We start from the raw sequence: 16,830 nt of genomic DNA on the forward strand, positions 1-16,830 counted from the left end.
GCCCGCCTGCGTGGTTGGGTAGCGCCCTACGCAAGTTGAGGGAGCACACGACGATGGCCACCTACCACAGCAATGCCGCCTCCCACGTTCGGGCGGCAGACGAGGTCGCGGCTGAGCTGACGATTCGCACGATCGACATGTCGAGCCTGATGCGCGCGCTGCGGCTCGGCTGGGACGATTTCAAGGCCGTCCCGAGTCACGCCGTGATGCTATGTGCGATCTATCCCGTTCTCGGCCTGGTGATCGCGCGCGCGGTGTTCGGCTATGCGGTGCTGCCGCTGTTGTTTCCACTGGCGGCGGGCTTCGCCCTGCTCGGCCCATTCGCCGCGCTCGGTCTCTATGAGCTCAGCAGCCGCCGGGACCGCGGCGAGGACACCAGTGCCTGGGATGCTCTGGAGGTGCTGCGGTCGCCGTCGTTCGGCTCGATGCTCGGACTAGGCACGCTGCTGCTCGCGCTGTTCGTCACCTGGGTCGCGACCGCGCAGGCGATCTACGTCGCAGTGTTCGGCTATGGCGGCGCGACGGGCGCGGGCGATTTCCTGCAGCGGGTGTTCACGACGCCGCAAGGCTGGTGGCTGATCGCGGTCGGCTGCGGCGTCGGCTTCCTGTTCGCGCTGCTGGCGCTGTGCCTGAGCGTCGTCTCCTTCCCGCTGATGCTCGACCGACACGCCGGCGCGCTCGAAGCAGTCGTCACCTCGCTGCGCGTGGTGGCCAAGAATCCCGTTCCGGTTGCGGCCTGGGGCCTCATCGTCGCGGTGCTTCTGGTCGCCGGCACGATTCCGTTCTTCCTGGGGCTCGCCGTTGTGATCCCGGTGCTCGGCCACGCCACTTGGCATCTCTACCGCGAAGCCATCGCGATCAATCCCGACGCAGCCCGGATCGTGCCGCCGGCCCCGCGCGGCTCCAAACCCGCGGCCGACTTCCCGGCGAACCTGTTCCCATGGCGCTCGCGCGACGGGATGTGAGGACGCAGCGACGAGTTTGTCACGGCCGCCGGCCTCCCAGGCCGGCGGTCGCCTCGAGAAGCCGCCAGCGTGTTGCAGCGCTCACGAAATCCGACGCCAATGTGATCGAAAGGCCTTGTTGCTGCCGCGGTTACGCCCGACATGGAGCGCGCCCAGCAACGCTTTTTGAATCCATTGCCGTCCAGGTGTTTCGATGATTGCTCGCGTTCTCGCCGTTTCCGCTCTTGCCTGCCTCGCTGCCCTCACCACCCTGTCAGCACCAGCGCGCGCCGCGGTGCCCTGCGGCAGCGGCAATTTCGACGGCTGGCTCGCCGAGTTCAAGACCGAAGCTGCGGCCAAGGGCATCTCACAAAACACGATCAATGCGGCGCTGACCGGCGTGACGCCCGACCAAAGCGTGCTGAACCGCGACCGCGGTCAGAAGGTGTTCAGCCAGACCTTCGAGGAATTCTCCGGGCGCATGATCCCGCCGCGCATGACCCGCGGCTCCAACATGCTGAAGCAATACGGCTCGGTGCTGTCGCGGATCGAGCAGAGCTACGGCGTACCCGGCGAGGTGCTGGTCGCGATCTGGGGGCTCGAGACCGATTTCGGCGTCAATGTCGGAAAGTTTCCGACCATCCGTGCGCTCGCGACCTTGGCCTATGACTGCCGCCGCGCCGAGCAGTTTCGCGGCGAGTTGCTGGATGCGCTGCGGATCGTCGACCGCGGCGACCTTCAGCCGGCCGAAATGCGCGGCGCCTGGGCCGGCGAGATCGGTCAGACGCAGTTCATGCCGTCGTCCTGGATCAAATACGCCGTCGATTTCGACGGCAATGGCCGGCGCGATCTGATCCGCAGCGCGCCCGACGTTCTCGCCTCCACCGCGAACTATTTGAAGGGCTATGGCTGGCAGAAGGGCAAGGATTGGGAGCCCGGCGGCCCGAATTTTGCGGTCATCCAGCAGTGGAACAAGAGCGAGGTCTACGCGCGGACGGTCGCGACCTTCGCGACCCAGCTGGCGCGGGCGCCGTAGCCCGGGTCAGGAATGAGGCCGATCGCGGCATCGCGACCGGCCGTTCGTTCGATGATGCGAAAGATGCGCCTGCTACTTGATCATCCCGGCCTGCATCGCCTTGGTCAGGTGCACGCTGCAGGCGCCCATCTTGCCGCTCAGCAGCGCGTCCTGCGCTGCCGCAATCTCCTTCTGCGCGGTATATCTGGCGTCGCCGTCGGCCATGGCCTCGATCGCCGTCTCGGTCTTTTCCAGATTGGCCCCGCTACAGCCGGCGCCATGCATCCGCGCCGCCTGAGCCGGACCGACCGCCACAATTGCCGCAGTGATGATCGCGGCCCCAAAAAGTTTGTTCATTGTTTTTCCTCGCTGGTGCGACGGCGCCGGCATCATTGCCCAGCACCGCGACACTTTGTCGCACCCTTCGTTATATGCCGCGAAGTGAAATCCGCGCGAGCGGTCCGTGATGGCGATCATCGATTTGAGAGGCGCAGCGTACATAATGAATTTATGTTCATTATATGAACCCATGCGTTTCGTGAGGTGTATGTCGGGCAATGGTTTCGTGCCTGGACCAGCCTTTAAGCCGGCACTGCTCGATCCGGCAATTCGAACGGGCGATCGAAAATCTGCATGAATACGGAGCCTTGCGCGGGTCGCTGAGCTGCCGGGCGCCTGCCCGATTCTTACTCAAGGGTTATGCAAGCTATGCGTCCGGGGTTTAGCTGCATCGCAACATTCACGCTTCCGCATCGCAATAAGCTCTTCTATGTTCATTTCAACGATGAGGTTCCGACGAAGAACTGAATCGCGAACTAAAGGAGATTTCTCATGTTGCTCTCGCTCATCCGCATGGTGCAGGCGTTCCGTGAGTATCAGCGCAACGTTGCCGAGCTGTCGCAGCTCAGCGATCGCGAACTCGCCGACATCGGTCTCGATCGTTCGGACATCCCGCGCGTTGCTGCCGGTCACTACAACGGCTGATCAGCCTTCTTCCGATATCTACCGGACATCGCCCGCCTCGCTGCGGGCGTTGCCGTGTCTAGGCCCTGGCGCAACGAAACACACGCGCCCGGTTTCTCACGCTGAACCCCACTGGCGCATTTGCAGCGCTCGGGAAAAGCGCTACCTGTCCCGCGCATGACAGGGACCAAATCACCTTCGAATACCGTCCACGTGATCGGTGCCGGCCTCGCCGGATCCGAAGCCGCCTGGCAGCTGGCCGAGGCCGGCGTCGACGTGGTGCTGCACGAGATGCGGCCGGACCGCATGACCGAGGCGCACCGGACCGCAACGCCTGCCGAGTTGGTCTGCTCGAATTCGTTCCGCTCCGACGATGCCGCCAACAACGCCGTCGGCCTCCTGCATGCCGAGATGCGCCGGCTGGGCTCGCTGATCATGCGGGCCGCTGACGCCAACCAGGTCCCGGCCGGTGGCGCATTGGCCGTCGACCGCGACGGCTTCTCGGCGGCCGTCGCAAGCGCGTTGGAAGGCCATCCACGCATCGCGCTGCGCCGCGGCGAGATCGCGGGCCTGCCGCCCGCGGAGTGGGAGAAGGTGATCATCGCCACCGGTCCCCTCACCTCGCAGCTGCTCGCCGAGGCCATCCGTGACCTGACCGACGAGACGGCGCTCGCGTTCTTCGACGCCATCGCGCCCATCGTGCACAAGGACACGATCGACATGTCGGTCGCTTGGTTCCAGTCGCGTTACGACAAGGTCGGTCCGGGCGGCACCGGTGCCGACTACATCAACTGTCCGATGACGAAAGAGCAGTACGACGCCTTCGTCGCGGCGTTGCTCGCGGGCGAGAAGATCGACTTCAAGGAGTGGGAGACCAACACGCCCTATTTCGATGGCTGCCTGCCGGTCGAAGTGATGGCCGAGCGCGGCCACGAGACGCTGCGTCACGGCCCGATGAAGCCGGTCGGCCTGACCAATCCGCACAATCCGACGGTCAAGCCCTACGCGATCGTGCAACTGCGCCAGGACAACAAGCTCGGCACGCTCTACAACATGGTCGGGTTCCAGACGAAGCTGAAATACGGCCCGCAGCAGCAGATCTTCCGCACGATCCCAGGCCTCGAGAACGCGGAATTCGCGCGGCTCGGCGGCCTGCATCGCAACACCTTCCTCAACTCGCCGAAACTGCTGGATTCGCAGCTCCGCCTGCGCGTCCAGCCACGGCTGCGCTTTGCCGGCCAGATGACGGGATGCGAGGGCTATGTCGAGTCGGCGAGCATCGGCCTGATCGCCGGGCTCTGCGCCGCCGCGGAGACACGTGGCGCAAATCTGCTGCCGCCGCCTCCGACCACCGCGCTCGGTGCCCTGCTCGGCCACATCACTGGCGGCCATATCGAAACGATCGATGGAGCGACGCGCTCGTTCCAGCCCATGAACATCAATTTCGGCCTGTTCCCGCCGCTGGCGACGGCCCCGACCCGCAAGCCCGACGGCACGCGGCTGAAGGGCAATGAGAAGACGGTGGCGAAGAAGCAGGCGATGAGCGCCCGCGCGCTGGCCGATCTCGACCGCTGGATCGCCGAGCACCTGCCCGTCGCGGCCGCTGCGTGAGAGTACGATGAGCCTGCCGAAGACCGATTCCGCCCTGCTGGCGGCGCGCTGGAGCGAAGGTGTGCTGCTCAAGCGCGACGTGTTCTCGACCGTCGAGCGCGGCCGCTTCAAGAGCGAGGCCGGCGATGTCGACGCCGTGCTGCGCCGGCTCGACGAGGTGCCGTGGTGGTCGTTCGTGCTGGCGCGGCATTTGTTCGCGCGCGAGCGCAAGGCGCTGATGCGCGCCAAGGGGCTCAACGCCGGCCCTGATCTGCTATGGGCGGGGGATCGCGCGCTGATCCGCGGCTTCATCAATGGCGTGGCGCTGCATCTGGCCAAGCCGCACGGCAACGTCGCCTATTTCCGCTCGGCCAAACAGATGATGCGCCGGCTGCATCGCGCCGGGATCACGCACAACGATCTCGCCAAGGAGCAGAACTGGCTCGTCGGTCACGACGGCCATTGCTACGTGACCGATTTCCAGTTGGCCGCCTGCTTCGAGAGCCGCAGCCGGCTGTTCCGGATCGCGGCCTATGAGGACCTGCGTCATCTGCTCAAGCATAAGCGGAGTTACGCGCCCGAGGCGCTGACGCCGAAGGAGCGCAAAATCCTGGCGCGCAAATCGCTGTTCGCGCGCATCTGGCTGATGACCGGCAAAAAGGTGTATCGCGCCATCACGCGCGGCATCTTCAATTTCACCGACCGCGAGGGTGGCGGACGACGCCTGGTCAACGATGCGCCGGTGCTGATGGACATGATCCGGAAGAACCCGGCCGTGCGCGACGCCGCGATCGTTGCCTTCGCCGATCGCCGGACCGGCGTCGGGCTCTATGCGTTCGTCGAGGGAGAGCAGCCGATGCTTGAAACTCAGCTGCAAAACGAGCTTGCTTCAGCCAAGGGCCCGAAGCCGCCGGAGCATATCCAGGTCGTGCATGCCCTGCCGCGCGACGCCAGCGGCAGGCCACGCACTGAACTGTTGCAGCTGGTGGCGATGAACCAGATCGACCTGATCGAGCCGATGCTCACGAGCGACAGCGATCGCGCTTTCCTCAAGGACATCCTGGACTCGCGCAAGAACCTGCGCGACCGGTTCAATTTCGAGGCGGACCTGAAACTGCCTTCGGCCTGAGCGGACGAGACTTCGCGGTCCGACCATTGTATCCTGCGAATGCAATGTCCTTTGGGAGGATCTGGCAATGAACGTCGAGAGCCGCGCAGCCACCACGTCTCGGTCGTCGAACATCGAGATCATTCCGACCGGCCGGCAACTCGGTGCCGAGATTCGAAATGTCGATCTCAAGCATCTGGACGATGCGGGCTTCAGCGCCCTGCTCCGTGCCTTTCACACGCACTCCGTTTTGCTGGTGCGCGGCCAGGGTCTGACGGACCAGGACCTGATCGCCTTCAGCCGCCGCTTCGGCGATCTCGACTGGGCGCCGGTGCAGGAGAATGGGCGCCGCTTCGTCGACGGTCTGCCCGAAATCTACATCGTGTCGAACGTGAAGGTGAACGGCGAGGCGATCGGCAGCCTCGGCGCCGGCGAAGCGGTGTGGCACACGGACATGTCATATCTCGACACGCCGCCGATCGCGAGCGCGCTCTACGCGCTGGAAATTCCACCCGTCGGCGGCAATACGTCGTTCTGCAGCATGTATGCCGTGTACGACTCCCTTCCTCCTGAACTGAAGCGCCGCATCGCGGATCTGAAGATCAAGCATGACGGCACCTACAACAGCGGCGGCTTCGTCCGGCAGGGTGTGGCGCCGACCGATGATCCGCGCACGTCGCCGGGCGCGATCCATCCGCTGGTCTGCACGCATCCCGATTCCGGCCGGCAGATGCTCTATCTCGGCCGCCGGCGCAACGCCTATCTGGTCGGCCTCGGGCTCGCCGAGTCGGAAGCATTGCTCGACGAGTTGTGGACCTATGTTGCTCGTCCGGAATTCGCCTGGGAGCACGTCTGGAAGGTCGGCGACCTCGTCATCTGGGACAATCGCTGCACCATGCATCGGCGCGATCCGTTCGATGATCATGCGCGGCGAATCATGCATCGAACCCAGATCAAGGGAACAGATCGCCCGCACTGATTCGCTTGCGCGCGGGCATCCGCACGATCAAGCGCCAGAATGCCTGCGAATGAGTTGCAGGATGCTGGATATTTCCTCGCGCGTCGCCTTGAAGCGTCCAATTTCCGACTCAGAGCGGCAGAGTGTGCCGACAATCGCCAGATCGTGCCGCGATCCTTCCGCGAATTGCCTCCGAGCCGAAACACCCCCGACAAATTACGATGGTTGATTTGCAGGCGCTGGTGAAACTTGGGAGATGACGCAAGTGAGTCTCAGAAGCAACGTTGCTCGAAGCGCCGAAAGCAGCCTCATCCAGGTCATCCCGACGGGAAAGACACTCGGTGCCGAGGTCTGCAATGTCGATCTCAGATCCTTCGACGATTGGGCGTTCGCCTCGTTCATGCGCGCGCTGCTCAAGCACCAGGTCCTGCTCGTGCGCGGCCAGCGTCTTGGTGAGTGTGACATCGCGGCCTTCAGTCGTCGCTTCGGTCACGCGGATCTATTTTACACCTCCCCCGGCAGCTTGCTGGGCGGCAGGCTGTCGTTCTGCAGCCTCTACGCCGCTTATGACGCGCTCTCGCCGGCGCTGCGCAGCCGCGTCGCTCATCTGAAGGTCCGTCATGTCGCGAGCGACACCGCCGATGATGGCCGTCGCACCATCGTCGCAGGCCCCGTGCATCCGCTGGTCGGCAATCACTCCGATACGGGCCGAGCGATGCTCGCGCTTGGGCAGCGCCGCCATTCCTGTGTCGTCGGTCTCGAGCAGGACGAATCGGATGCGCTGCTCGACGATCTCTGGCAGCTTGCCGAGCGGCCCGAGTTCAGCTGGGCCCACACCTGCCGGTCCGGTGATCTCGTCGTCTGGGACACCCGCTGCACGATCCACCGGCACGAGCCGCCAGACATGCCGAGACTCCTTCACAGCCCGCCACTCTGGAATACGATGCCCTCGGCTTGAGCCCGCGAGAGCGTCAGCGCGCGCCAAAACTCGCCGTCCTCGCAGCGCGCCACAGCGTCCACAACGTCGCAAGGCGCGAGCGGGGTTGCGGCTGAAACGGATCGTCGGTGCGGCGATCGGCCCGCGCGAGGTCGCGCCGGACCAGCGCCAGCGGCAGCAGAACCGGCCGCACCGCCGGCGACGCCTGACGCGCCAGCTCGAGGGTGTGATCGAGATGCTGCCGGGCCTGCCCACGCAGGTCCATGATCACATCCTGAATCGCCGATGATGCCTTGCCTGCGAACATCTCCTCCTGGCTGACGCCATGGCGCGCGAGGAGATCGAGCGGAACATAGAGCTGCCGGTGGGCGGCATCGCGCGGCAGCGATGCGATCACCTGGAGCAACCCTTGCGCGATGCCGGCATGGTGCGCGAGGTGATCCGCCTCCGCAAACGGCGGCGCAATGATCTGTGCCGCCAGCGCGAACAGCGCGCCGCGCGTGTCGCCGAGATAGCCGTCCAGCGCCGCCATCGTCGGCATCGGATCGTTGTAGAGATCGAACTGATGCTCATCGATCAGGCGCGTCAGCCGCTCGACCGGAAGCGCGAAGCGCTGCACGGTGAGCAGCAATTCGGCTGCAACGGGATTTCCCTCCGCGCCGCCATGTTCATGACCCGTCAGCGTGTCGTGCCACCACTGCAGGCGGACCTCGCCCGGCAGCGGCTGCGACACGAGATCTCGAATGCGGCTGACCTCGACGTTGAATGCGTATAGCGACAACAGCGCACGCCGGTGCTCGGGCGCCATGAACAGCGTCGAGGCGTAGCGGTCGAAATCATGCTCCCGAACGAGGCTCGCACAGAACGCGGCGTCGCTGTTGGCGCTGGCCTCGCTCATGGGACGGCGATGAGCGCTGCCGCCACCCGCCGCCGCTCGCCGATCATGACGTTGTAGGTGCGAATCGCGGGACCGGTCTGCATCGCATCGAGCACGACGTTCACGCCCCGCAAGGCCGCGCGCAACGGTGCCGGCGGGATCCAGACATCGTTTCCGGTCCCCACGATCAGTGTGTCGATCTTGTTGGCTGCGTCGAAAACGCGCTGCAACGCGTAGCGGTCGATCTGGCTCGGCTGGGTGACGTCCCAGGCCCAGATCGAATCCGGCAGACACAGCAGCGAGCCGCGATGCGACATGCCGGCAAAGGCGAAGCCGCCTTTGCCATAACCGTCGATCGGCGCGGACCGCGGGAAATGCGGAGCGTCAGTTGCCATGCGAGACCAACCTCTCAGCCCCGATTCGGGTCCAACGGCTCAAGTCCCGATCAAGGCCTCTTCTTCGGCTCGTCGGCCTGATCACCCCGAACGGCTCCGACGCCGAGATAGATCAAGATCGGCGCGGCGATGAAGATCGAGGTGTAGGTGCCGACCAGCACCACGCCGAACATCATCACCGCGGTGAAGCTGTGGATCGCCGGGCCGCCGAACAAGAGCAATGCCAGCAGCGCCAGGGTCACCGTGACGTGCGTGATGATCGAGCGCGACAAGGTCGAGTTGATCGATTCGTTGAGCAGCTGCGGCATCGGCATCTTCTTATAGCGCCGCAACATCTCGCGGATACGGTCGTAGATGACGACGGTGTCGTTGAGCGAATAGCCGAGAATGGTCAGCAGCGCCGCGATGCTGGTGAGGTCGAAATCGACCTGGCTGATCGACATGAAGCCGATCGTCAGCACGATGTCGTGGACGTTGGCGATCATGGCACCGAGCGCGAACTGCCACTCGAACCGGAACCAGAGATAGATCAGAATCGAGACGATCGCGAGCATCAGGCCGAGCATGCCGACGGCTAGGAACTCGCCGGAAACGCGCGGACCCACCACCTCGACTCGGCGATACTCGACGGAATCGCCGATCGCCGCCTTCACCTTGTTCGCGGCCTCCTGCTGGGCAGCGTCGCCGCCCGGCTGCTCGGCAACACGGATCAGAACCCCCGCCGGCCCGCCGAACTGCTGCAGCTGCACCTCGCCCAGACCGAGGGTCGCCAGCGTCGCGCGCATCGCCGCGATGTCGGCGGTGCCGGACTTGGCGCGCACCTCGAGCAAGGTGCCGCCGCGGAAATCGATGCCAAGGTTCAAGCCATGGGTGAAGAACAGCACGATCGCGAGGATCGACAGCGCCGCCGAGATCGGGAAGCTGATGCGGCGGAACTGCGTGAAATCGAAATGCGTGTCGTCGGGAACGATGCGCAGCGACGGCAGCAGGCCGAGCGCGCTGACCACCGTCAGCACCGCGATCAGGATGCCAAGCCCGATGAGAACCCAGTATGTCACAGTAGCTCCTAGATTGGCACGCTTTGCGGCCGCTTCCACCGCACCCAGGCCGCGACGATCAGACGGGTGAGCGTGAAGGCGGTGAAGACCGTGGTGAGGATGCCGATGCCCAAGGTCACGGCGAAGCCGCGCACGGGGCCGGTGCCGATATAGAACAGCACGGCGGCGGCGATGAAGGTGGTGATGTTGGAGTCGAGAATGGTCGCCAATGCGCGCTTGAAGCCGGCGTCGATCGCCGAGATCGCATTGCGGCCGCCGCGCAGCTCCTCGCGGATGCGCTCATAGATCAGCACGTTGGAGTCGACGGCGATGCCGACCGTCAGCACGATGCCGGCGATGCCCGGGAGCGTCAGCGTCGCATTCAACAGCGACAGCACGCCGAAGATCATCGCGACGTTCACCACCACGGCGATGTTGGCGAACACACCGAACAGCCGGTAGGTCACGAGCATGAACACGATGACGAGGATCGAGCCGACATAGGATGCGAGCTCGCCCTTGGCGATCGAATCGGCGCCGAGGCCCGGACCGACGGTACGCTCCTCGATGACCGTGAGCGGCGCCGGCAGCGCGCCGGCGCGCAGCAGAATCGCGAGCTCGTTGGCGGACTGCACGGTGAAATTGCCGGAGATCTGGCCGGAGCCGCCGGTGATCGGCTCGCGGATGACCGGCGCCGAGATCACCTTGTTGTCGAGGACGATGGCGAACGGCTGTTGGACATTCTCGGTCGTGGCCTGCGCGAACTTGCGCGAGCCGGCCGAGTTGAAGCGGAAGGTGACGATCGGCTCGTTGGTGCGCTGGTCGAAGCCGGTCTGCGCATCGGAGAGATCACCGCCGGAGACAAGCACCTGCTTCTTCACGACATAGGGCTGGTTGGGGGGCGATGCGCTCTGGAGCACCTCGGAATCCGGCGGCACCCGCCCTTGCACCGCCTGATCCACCGGCACGGACGTATCGACCATCCGGAATTCCATCTTGGCCGTGCGCCCGAGCAGGTTCTTGAGCTGCGTCGGATCCTGCAAGCCCGGCACCTGCACCAGGATGCGGTCGTTGCCCTGGCGCTGGATCACCGGCTCCACGGTGCCGAGCTCGTTGACGCGGCGCTCGACGATCTGCATCGACTGCTCGATGGTCTGGCGGATGCGTTCGGTGATGGCCGCCGGCGGGATCGTCAGCCGGACCAGTCCGCCACCGGCATCGCTGACTTCGAGGCTGCGCTGGCCGCTGGAGCCGAGCAGCCCGCCGAGCGGCTGCGAGAGATCGCGCAGCTTGGAAATCGCAGTTCCCGTGTCACTTTCCTTGGTGATCCGGACCTCGACCCCATCACCCCGGCTCACCAATCCGGTGTAGCCGATCTTGGCATCGCGCAGCGTGCGGCGAACGTCGTCGCGCACGGCATCGAGCCGCTCCTTCTTGATGTAGTTGGAGTCGACCTCGAGCAGCAGATAGGAGCCGCCCTGCAGGTCGAGGCCGAGCACCAGCCGGCGCTGCGCCCAGGACGGCCAGGTCTTGACCGTTGCTTCGGAGAAGAAGTTGGGCACCGCGCACAGGCACACGACGAGCGCCGTGAGAATGATGCCCAGCGCCTTCCACCGCGTGAAATACAACATGGAGGTTGTCCGTAAGGGCCGCAGCCGGCCCGAAAAATCAGAACATCACAAAGAGCGACGGCTGGCGTTCAACTGGCCAGGCCGACGATCAGCTCGCGGCCTTCTCGTCCTTCTTGTCGTCCTTTGCATCTGCCTTCGCGGGCTCGCCCTTGGTGCGGACGCCCGTGATCATCTGGCGCATCTGGCGCACGCGAATGCCGTCGGCGATCTCGAACTCGACCTGGTCGTCATCGACGACCTTGGTGACCTTGCCGACCAGACCGCCCTGGGTCACGATCGTGTCGCCGCGGCGGACGTTCTTGACGAGGTCGGCGTGCTCTTTGACCTTCTTCTGCTGCGGCCGCAGGATCAGGAAATACATGATCACGAAGATCAGCGCGAACGGCAGCAGCGACATCAGCATGCTGTTGGTGTCGCCAGCGCCGGCGGCCTGGGCATAGGCAGGGGTGATCAGCATGTGGTCGATCCTCGTGGGCAGCGCCCGGTGAGACGGGAATAGCCGGCGAACCACGCTTGTCTCGGCGCGGGCCGGCCTCTTGCGAATTTCGCGCGGAATATAGCGGCAGCAGTCCCAATAGCAAGGCGCCCCGCCCCTTCATTTCGCCCCGCTTGCGGCAGCGGGCGAGGCCCGATATGGCTGCCCCATCAGGAACTTGCAGCATGTCGAAAAAACCAGCCAAAGCCCCGTCCCGCAGTCCCGCCCAAACCGTCGTCAGACGTCTCCAAAAAAGCTCCAAGCCCGCAGCGCAAAAGCCGGCTAAGGTCGCGGCAAAACGTCCCGCCGGCCCTGCTCCCGACCACATCGCCGAGCGCATCGCCCGTGCGCTGGAAGCCATTGCGACGCATCTGGCAACAACCCATGCGGGTGCCGCGCCGGCATTGGACCTCAACGCGGCCGACGCCTTCGTCTGGCATCCGGACGGCCGGCTCTCGACGGTGCCGCGCGTCAGCCGTGTCGAGATCGACCTGCTCAAGGGCATCGACCGGATGCGCGACATCCTGATCGAGAACACCGAGCGCTTTGCCAACGGCCTGCCGGCCAACAACGCGTTGTTGTGGGGCGCGCGCGGCATGGGCAAGTCATCGCTGGTCAAGGCCGCCCATGCCGGCATCAATGTCGCCCGCAAGCCGGCGGACCGGCTCAAGCTGATCGAGATTCATCGCGAGGACATCGAGAGCCTGCCCGCGCTGATGGACATCCTGCGTGCCGCGCCGTTCCACTTCATCGTGTTCTGCGACGACCTGTCGTTCGACGGCAATGACGCGTCCTACAAGTCGCTGAAGGCCGTGCTCGAAGGCGGCATCGAGGGCCGCCCCGAGAACGTCATTCTCTACGCCACCTCGAACCGGCGCCACCTGCTCGCGCGCGACATGATCGAGAACGAGCGCTCGACCGCGATCAATCCGGGCGAAGCGGTCGAGGAAAAGGTCTCGCTGTCCGACCGCTTCGGACTGTGGCTCGGCTTCCACCGCTGCAGCCAGGACGAGTACCTCGCGATGGTCAAAGGCTATTGCAGCCATTTCGACATCGCGGTCGCCGAGGATCAGTTGGAGCGCGAGGCGCTGGAATGGGCCACGACGCGCGGCTCGCGCTCGGGCCGCGTCGCGTGGCAGTTCACGCAAGATCTGGCGGGCCGCCTCGGCGTGCGGCTGACAACGCAAAAAGCCGCGCAGTAATCTGCGCGGCCCCGTGTCGTCCACGATTGCGTGAGGTCAAACGACCGGACCTCACGCCCCGTTGAGGAATTGCAGCGGGTCAACCGGCGACGATCCCTTGCGGATCTCGAAGTGGAGCTGCGGCGATCCGACTTCTCCCGATTGACCCGACTTGGCAATGACCTGGCCGCGCTTGATCGGATCACCGCGCTTCACCATCAGCTCACTCGCATGGGCATATGCGGTGACGTAGCCGTTGGAATGCCGCACCAGGACCAGATTGCCATAGCCCTTCAATTCATTGCCGGCGTAGGCGACGACGCCATCTTCGGCCGCCTTTACCGGGGTGCCCTCGGGAACGGCGATGTTGATGCCATCATTGGACTTGCCGTTGGTCTTGGCGCCATAGCTCGTGATCACCTTGCCGCGCGCCGGCCAGCGGAATGTCGGCAGCGAGCTGGTGGTCTCGGCCGGCCGAGCCGGCTCCTCCTCCTTCTCGGGTGCCGGATTGGCCTGGGCCAGGCGGGCGGTCTGGACCGGACCGGCGGCCGTCGCGACCCGTGTGGTCGGCGCTGGCGCCGGCACGGTCGCAACCGCCTGGGGAACGGTTGCGACCGGAGCCACCGGCGCAGCTGCCGCCACGGCCCTGCCAGGGACGGTCAGCCTGGTCCCGAGCTTGAGCGGCGAAGCCTGATCGAGATTGTTGGCGCGGGCGAGCTCAGCCGCCGTCAGATGATTCTGGCGGGCGATGCTGGCGAGTGTCTCGCCGCGGTTGACGAAGTGGACGGTGGCCGGAGCTGCGGGCGCTGCGGCCGCCACCGGCTTCGGCGCAACCATTGGCGCCGCAGCAACGGGCTGGGCCGCGGGCGCAGCCGCGACCGTGCCGGGATGCGGAATGATCAGCTGCTGGCCCGGCGACAACGCGCGCGGGCCCTTGTAGCCGTTCGCAGCCAGGATCTCAGCCGGTGTCACGCGATAGCGCTTGGCGAGGATGTCGAGCGTATCGCTGGTGCCGACGATGATCTTGGTGCCGCTGGCGGGACGCGCGGCGGCGACCGAACGCGGCGGCACGGTGCCGGTGGTCTCGAGGCGCGGCTGGGCCGGCGGAGCATAGGAATGCGCCGGCTGTGCATAGGATTGGGGTGCAGCGACCGGGGGTGCAGCCACGGGGACCGCAGCAGGTGGCGCATAGGATGCGACGCCGCGCCCGCCCGAGGATACGCCTCCCGCACCGCCGCCGGCCGGATAGGATTGCGGAGCCCCGACCGCCGGGGGCGGCAGCGCCGAGGACGAGTAGGCCGGCGCCGGAGCGGGCGTGTAGGGCTGGTGCTGCCGGGGCGGCTGCGCCTGCACCGACCCCGTGGAATCGGATGCAAAGGGGTTTGAAAACGGGTTTTGCGTCTGCGACAGCCGCGTCGACATGTCGGCGCTGCAGCCGGCGACGCCGAACGACATCAGCGCCAATGCCGCAACCTGCGGCAGGCGGCGCGAGCGAAGCAACTCGACGGTAGTGGGCATGGTTACTCACTCGTACGCAACAAACAACGAATTCGAGTAAACACAGCCGCGGTAAATAAGCGCTTAAGCCGCGAATAAAGCGTTGTGCGGCCTGCTGATCCGCACGTTTAAAGTTCGCGCGCAATCCCCGGAATTGCCGGCACAAATCGCACGTCGACGAGCTCTTTTCGGTCGAAACGATCGCCCGTTCGCGTGATCCTGACGAGCGTCTGCACCCCGTGTTGCGGCCCGACCGGCGCGATCAGGATACCGTCCGGCTCCAGCCGGTCGAGCAGGCTCTGGGGAATCTCGTCCATCGCCGCGGTCACGATGATGCGACCGAATTGGCCGCCCCCCGGCGGCAGCGCGTAGCCATCGCCGAGCATGACCTCGACATTGAAGCAGGCGAGCTTCTCCAGCCGCTCCCTGGCCTTGTCGGCCAATGTCCGGAAGCGCTCCACCGTCAGGACATGAGCCGCAAGCCGGGACAGGATCGCGGCCTGATATCCGGACCCGGTGCCGATTTCGAGCACGCGGTGGGTCTTTTGCAGCTTGAGCTGTTCGGTCATGTAGGCCACGACGAACGGCTGGCTGATGGTCTGCCCGCAAGCGATCGCCATCGCGCTGTCGCGATAGGCGTCCGGGCGGTCGGCCGGCAGAACGAACTCTTCCCGGGGCACCTCCTCCATCGCACGCAACACCGCCTGATCGCTGATCCCCCGCCGACGCAGGGTCAGCTGAAACATCATTTTCTCGGGAGGAGCGGCTGGGGGCATCGGGATGTCGGTTGGTGGGCTCGTGGGCAATTTACCTGCGGGGCGAGGGTTGCGCACCGAATTTCCGCGCACACATCGCAACTACGCACCGACATGGTCCCAACGACGACCGCGTTCCGCACGAGGAACCAAGTCGGGTCCGGTTCGTTCACCTTATGGGCGAGCCTGCCCACGCCGCACGGCGGTGAAAGATGACATTGTTGACGTTGCGCCATAAGCCGTTATTTGCGAGCGTCAAATCGGGTATGGGCAAGGACTGACATCATGACTGCACCGCGGCCGCCGCGCGGCTCTGTGTTTCTGGTTGAAGACGAAGTCATGATCCGGATGATGGTGGCCGACATGCTCGAGGAGCTCGGCTATACCGTCGCGGCCGAGGCCGGCGAAATCGGCGAAGCGATGCGGCTGGCCGAGAGCACCTTTTTCGACGTCGCCATTCTCGACGTCAACGTCAACGGCAAGGTCATCTCGCCGGTGGCCGATCTCATCAAGGCGCGCAACCGGCCCTTCATCTTCGCAACCGGCTACGGCTCGTCGGGATTGCCGGAGGAATATCGCGACCGGCCGGCCCTGCAGAAGCCGTTCCAGCTCGAGACGCTCGGAAAGGCGATCGACCATGCGCTGCGTGGCGCTGAGCCACAGGGGTAGACGGCGCTTCAGCCCAGAATGTCGCTGAGCTTGCCGGAGAACGCCTCGTCCGTGCGATCCAGGCGAAGCGGAGTCACTGACACGTAGTGCGCCGCGAGGGCCGCGAGGTCCGTCCCCTCGTCGGGCACGTCGAGCGAGGCAGCGCGGTCGAAGCCGATCCAGAAATAGGGATTGCCGCGGCCGTCGCGACGCTCGTCGACCTTCAAGAAGCCGAGATTGCGCTTGCCCTGGCGGGTGACCACGACGCCCCTGACCTCTTCCGGCGCACAGGCTGGGAAGTTGACGTTGATCACCGTATTCCTTGGTACGCCGGCTTCGAGCACCTTGCGCACGATCTGCGGGCCGAATTTGAGCGCGGTGTCCCAGGACGGCTTGTCACGCGTTGCGACGCTGAATTCCTGCGACAGGGCGAACGACGGCAAGCCGAGAATGGTGCCTTCGAGCGCGCCGGCGATGGTGCCCGAATAGACGACGTCCTCGGCAACGTTACGGCCCTTGTTGACGCCCGACAGCACCACGTCGGGCAGCTTCGCCCCCAGGATATGACGGGCCCCCATGATGACGCAGTCGGTCGGCGTGCCGCGCACCGCGAAATGCCGCGGGCCGACCTCGCGCAGCCGCAGGGGGTCATTGAGCGAGAGCGAATGGGACACGCCGCTCTGGTCCAGTTCGGGAGCCACGATCCAGATGTCGTCGGACAGGGCGCGTGCGACCTCCTCGATCACCTTGAGACCCGGCGCATGGATTCCGTCGTCATTGGTGCAGAGAATCCGCATGGCCACCTTTCCATCCCGTTCA

The 16,830-nt window shown here is 65.3% G+C and carries 18 protein-coding genes; 9 read left to right on the plus strand and 9 right to left on the minus strand.

Going from position 1 to position 16,830, the window contains the following annotated elements:
- Positions 1-53: 53 nt before the first annotated feature.
- Entirely contained in the window at positions 54-965 is a 912-nt protein-coding gene (locus tag QX124_RS14460; protein ID WP_315797500.1) for a DUF2189 domain-containing protein, read from the plus strand.
- Positions 966-1,158: 193 nt separating this feature from the next.
- A complete protein-coding gene (locus QX124_RS14465) occupies positions 1,159-1,980 on the plus strand; it encodes a lytic murein transglycosylase (protein WP_315797501.1) in 822 nt (273 codons plus the stop codon).
- Between the two features lie 72 nt (positions 1,981-2,052).
- Here QX124_RS14465 and QX124_RS14470 read toward each other — a convergent pair whose 3' ends face one another.
- On the minus strand, positions 2,053-2,316 hold the full coding sequence (locus QX124_RS14470) for a hypothetical protein (protein WP_315797541.1): 264 nt from the start codon (positions 2,314-2,316) through the stop codon (positions 2,053-2,055).
- Between the two features lie 474 nt (positions 2,317-2,790).
- On the opposite strand from QX124_RS14470, the gene QX124_RS14475 reads away from it, so the two are divergent.
- From QX124_RS14475 to QX124_RS14495, 5 genes are all read left to right on the plus strand, one after another.
- Positions 2,791-2,943 carry a DUF1127 domain-containing protein gene (locus tag QX124_RS14475; protein WP_006614327.1) on the plus strand — a complete coding sequence of 51 codons (153 nt, stop codon included), beginning with the start codon at positions 2,791-2,793 and terminating at the stop codon, positions 2,941-2,943.
- A 156-nt stretch (positions 2,944-3,099) separates the two neighbouring features.
- Entirely contained in the window at positions 3,100-4,533 is a 1,434-nt protein-coding gene (gene trmFO / locus QX124_RS14480; protein ID WP_315797502.1) for a methylenetetrahydrofolate--tRNA-(uracil(54)-C(5))-methyltransferase (FADH(2)-oxidizing) TrmFO, read from the plus strand.
- Between the two features lie 7 nt (positions 4,534-4,540).
- Positions 4,541-5,641, plus strand: coding sequence for a serine/threonine protein kinase (locus tag QX124_RS14485; protein ID WP_315797503.1), 1,101 nt, complete (start codon positions 4,541-4,543; stop codon positions 5,639-5,641).
- A gap of 67 nt (positions 5,642-5,708) precedes the next feature.
- Positions 5,709-6,599: a TauD/TfdA family dioxygenase gene (locus QX124_RS14490; RefSeq protein WP_315797504.1), complete on the plus strand. Its 891-nt coding sequence runs from the start codon at positions 5,709-5,711 to the stop codon at positions 6,597-6,599.
- A 244-nt stretch (positions 6,600-6,843) separates the two neighbouring features.
- Entirely contained in the window at positions 6,844-7,536 is a 693-nt protein-coding gene (locus QX124_RS14495) for a TauD/TfdA family dioxygenase (RefSeq protein WP_315797505.1), read from the plus strand.
- Between the two features lie 13 nt (positions 7,537-7,549).
- On the opposite strand, the gene QX124_RS14500 is transcribed toward QX124_RS14495, so the two are convergent.
- The 5 genes from QX124_RS14500 to yajC form a co-directional block, all read right to left on the minus strand.
- A complete protein-coding gene (locus QX124_RS14500) occupies positions 7,550-8,413 on the minus strand; it encodes a phytoene/squalene synthase family protein (protein ID WP_315797506.1) in 864 nt (287 codons plus the stop codon).
- A complete protein-coding gene (locus QX124_RS14505; RefSeq protein WP_315738136.1) occupies positions 8,410-8,787 on the minus strand; it encodes an Mth938-like domain-containing protein in 378 nt (125 codons plus the stop codon). Before QX124_RS14505 ends, QX124_RS14500 begins: the two co-directional genes overlap by 4 nt.
- 50 nt (positions 8,788-8,837) lie before the next feature.
- The gene (gene secF / locus QX124_RS14510; protein ID WP_315738137.1) at positions 8,838-9,845 is read right to left on the minus strand and encodes a protein translocase subunit SecF; all 1,008 of its coding nucleotides are present in this window, start codon (positions 9,843-9,845) and stop codon (positions 8,838-8,840) included.
- A gap of 8 nt (positions 9,846-9,853) precedes the next feature.
- Complete coding sequence (secD, locus tag QX124_RS14515; protein ID WP_315797507.1) at positions 9,854-11,455, minus strand: protein translocase subunit SecD; 1,602 nt, start codon at positions 11,453-11,455, stop codon at positions 9,854-9,856.
- Positions 11,456-11,543: 88 nt separating this feature from the next.
- The gene (gene yajC, locus QX124_RS14520; protein ID WP_172108587.1) at positions 11,544-11,912 is read right to left on the minus strand and encodes a preprotein translocase subunit YajC; all 369 of its coding nucleotides are present in this window, start codon (positions 11,910-11,912) and stop codon (positions 11,544-11,546) included.
- 203 nt (positions 11,913-12,115) lie between these two features.
- Here yajC and QX124_RS14525 point away from each other — a divergent pair, with 203 nt between their 5' ends.
- Positions 12,116-13,132, plus strand: coding sequence for an ATP-binding protein (locus QX124_RS14525; RefSeq protein WP_315797508.1), 1,017 nt, complete (start codon positions 12,116-12,118; stop codon positions 13,130-13,132).
- A 51-nt stretch (positions 13,133-13,183) separates the two neighbouring features.
- On the opposite strand, the gene QX124_RS14530 is transcribed toward QX124_RS14525, so the two are convergent.
- Together QX124_RS14530 and QX124_RS14535 are read right to left on the minus strand one after the other, a co-directional pair.
- Entirely contained in the window at positions 13,184-14,629 is a 1,446-nt protein-coding gene (locus tag QX124_RS14530; protein WP_315774956.1) for a LysM peptidoglycan-binding domain-containing M23 family metallopeptidase, read from the minus strand.
- Between the two features lie 107 nt (positions 14,630-14,736).
- Entirely contained in the window at positions 14,737-15,384 is a 648-nt protein-coding gene (locus QX124_RS14535; protein ID WP_315738317.1) for a protein-L-isoaspartate(D-aspartate) O-methyltransferase, read from the minus strand.
- Between the two features lie 264 nt (positions 15,385-15,648).
- Between QX124_RS14535 and QX124_RS14540 the strand changes: the two genes are divergently transcribed.
- Entirely contained in the window at positions 15,649-16,032 is a 384-nt protein-coding gene (locus tag QX124_RS14540) for a response regulator (protein WP_315738142.1), read from the plus strand.
- An 8-nt stretch (positions 16,033-16,040) separates the two neighbouring features.
- On the opposite strand, the gene surE is transcribed toward QX124_RS14540, so the two are convergent.
- Positions 16,041-16,808: a 5'/3'-nucleotidase SurE gene (gene surE, locus QX124_RS14545; protein WP_315774957.1), complete on the minus strand. Its 768-nt coding sequence runs from the start codon at positions 16,806-16,808 to the stop codon at positions 16,041-16,043.
- Positions 16,809-16,830 lie beyond the last annotated feature (22 nt).

It is taken from the genome of Bradyrhizobium sp. SZCCHNRI3043 (assembly GCF_032377735.1).
Taxonomy (GTDB): Bacteria; Pseudomonadota; Alphaproteobacteria; order Rhizobiales; family Xanthobacteraceae; genus Bradyrhizobium.

Excerpts from the sequence above, each read along its gene's own strand:
- QX124_RS14460 (WP_315797500.1), top strand. The coding sequence starts at position 54 with ATGGCCACCTACCACAGCAATGCCGCCTCCCACGTTCGGGCGGCAGAC.
- QX124_RS14465 (WP_315797501.1), top strand. The coding sequence starts at position 1,159 with ATGATTGCTCGCGTTCTCGCCGTTTCCGCTCTTGCCTGCCTCGCTGCC.
- QX124_RS14470 (WP_315797541.1), bottom strand. The coding sequence starts at position 2,316 with ATGAACAAACTTTTTGGGGCCGCGATCATCACTGCGGCAATTGTGGCG.
- QX124_RS14475 (WP_006614327.1), top strand. The coding sequence starts at position 2,791 with ATGTTGCTCTCGCTCATCCGCATGGTGCAGGCGTTCCGTGAGTATCAG.
- trmFO (WP_315797502.1), top strand. The coding sequence starts at position 3,100 with ATGACAGGGACCAAATCACCTTCGAATACCGTCCACGTGATCGGTGCC.
- QX124_RS14485 (WP_315797503.1), top strand. The coding sequence starts at position 4,541 with ATGAGCCTGCCGAAGACCGATTCCGCCCTGCTGGCGGCGCGCTGGAGC.
- QX124_RS14490 (WP_315797504.1), top strand. The coding sequence starts at position 5,709 with ATGAACGTCGAGAGCCGCGCAGCCACCACGTCTCGGTCGTCGAACATC.
- QX124_RS14500 (WP_315797506.1), bottom strand. The coding sequence starts at position 8,413 with ATGAGCGAGGCCAGCGCCAACAGCGACGCCGCGTTCTGTGCGAGCCTC.
- QX124_RS14505 (WP_315738136.1), bottom strand. The coding sequence starts at position 8,787 with ATGGCAACTGACGCTCCGCATTTCCCGCGGTCCGCGCCGATCGACGGT.
- secD (WP_315797507.1), bottom strand. The coding sequence starts at position 11,455 with ATGTTGTATTTCACGCGGTGGAAGGCGCTGGGCATCATTCTCACGGCG.
- yajC (WP_172108587.1), bottom strand. The coding sequence starts at position 11,912 with ATGCTGATCACCCCTGCCTATGCCCAGGCCGCCGGCGCTGGCGACACC.
- QX124_RS14525 (WP_315797508.1), top strand. The coding sequence starts at position 12,116 with ATGTCGAAAAAACCAGCCAAAGCCCCGTCCCGCAGTCCCGCCCAAACC.
- QX124_RS14530 (WP_315774956.1), bottom strand. The coding sequence starts at position 14,629 with ATGCCCACTACCGTCGAGTTGCTTCGCTCGCGCCGCCTGCCGCAGGTT.
- QX124_RS14535 (WP_315738317.1), bottom strand. The coding sequence starts at position 15,384 with ATGCCCCCAGCCGCTCCTCCCGAGAAAATGATGTTTCAGCTGACCCTG.
- QX124_RS14540 (WP_315738142.1), top strand. The coding sequence starts at position 15,649 with ATGACTGCACCGCGGCCGCCGCGCGGCTCTGTGTTTCTGGTTGAAGAC.
- surE (WP_315774957.1), bottom strand. The coding sequence starts at position 16,808 with ATGCGGATTCTCTGCACCAATGACGACGGAATCCATGCGCCGGGTCTC.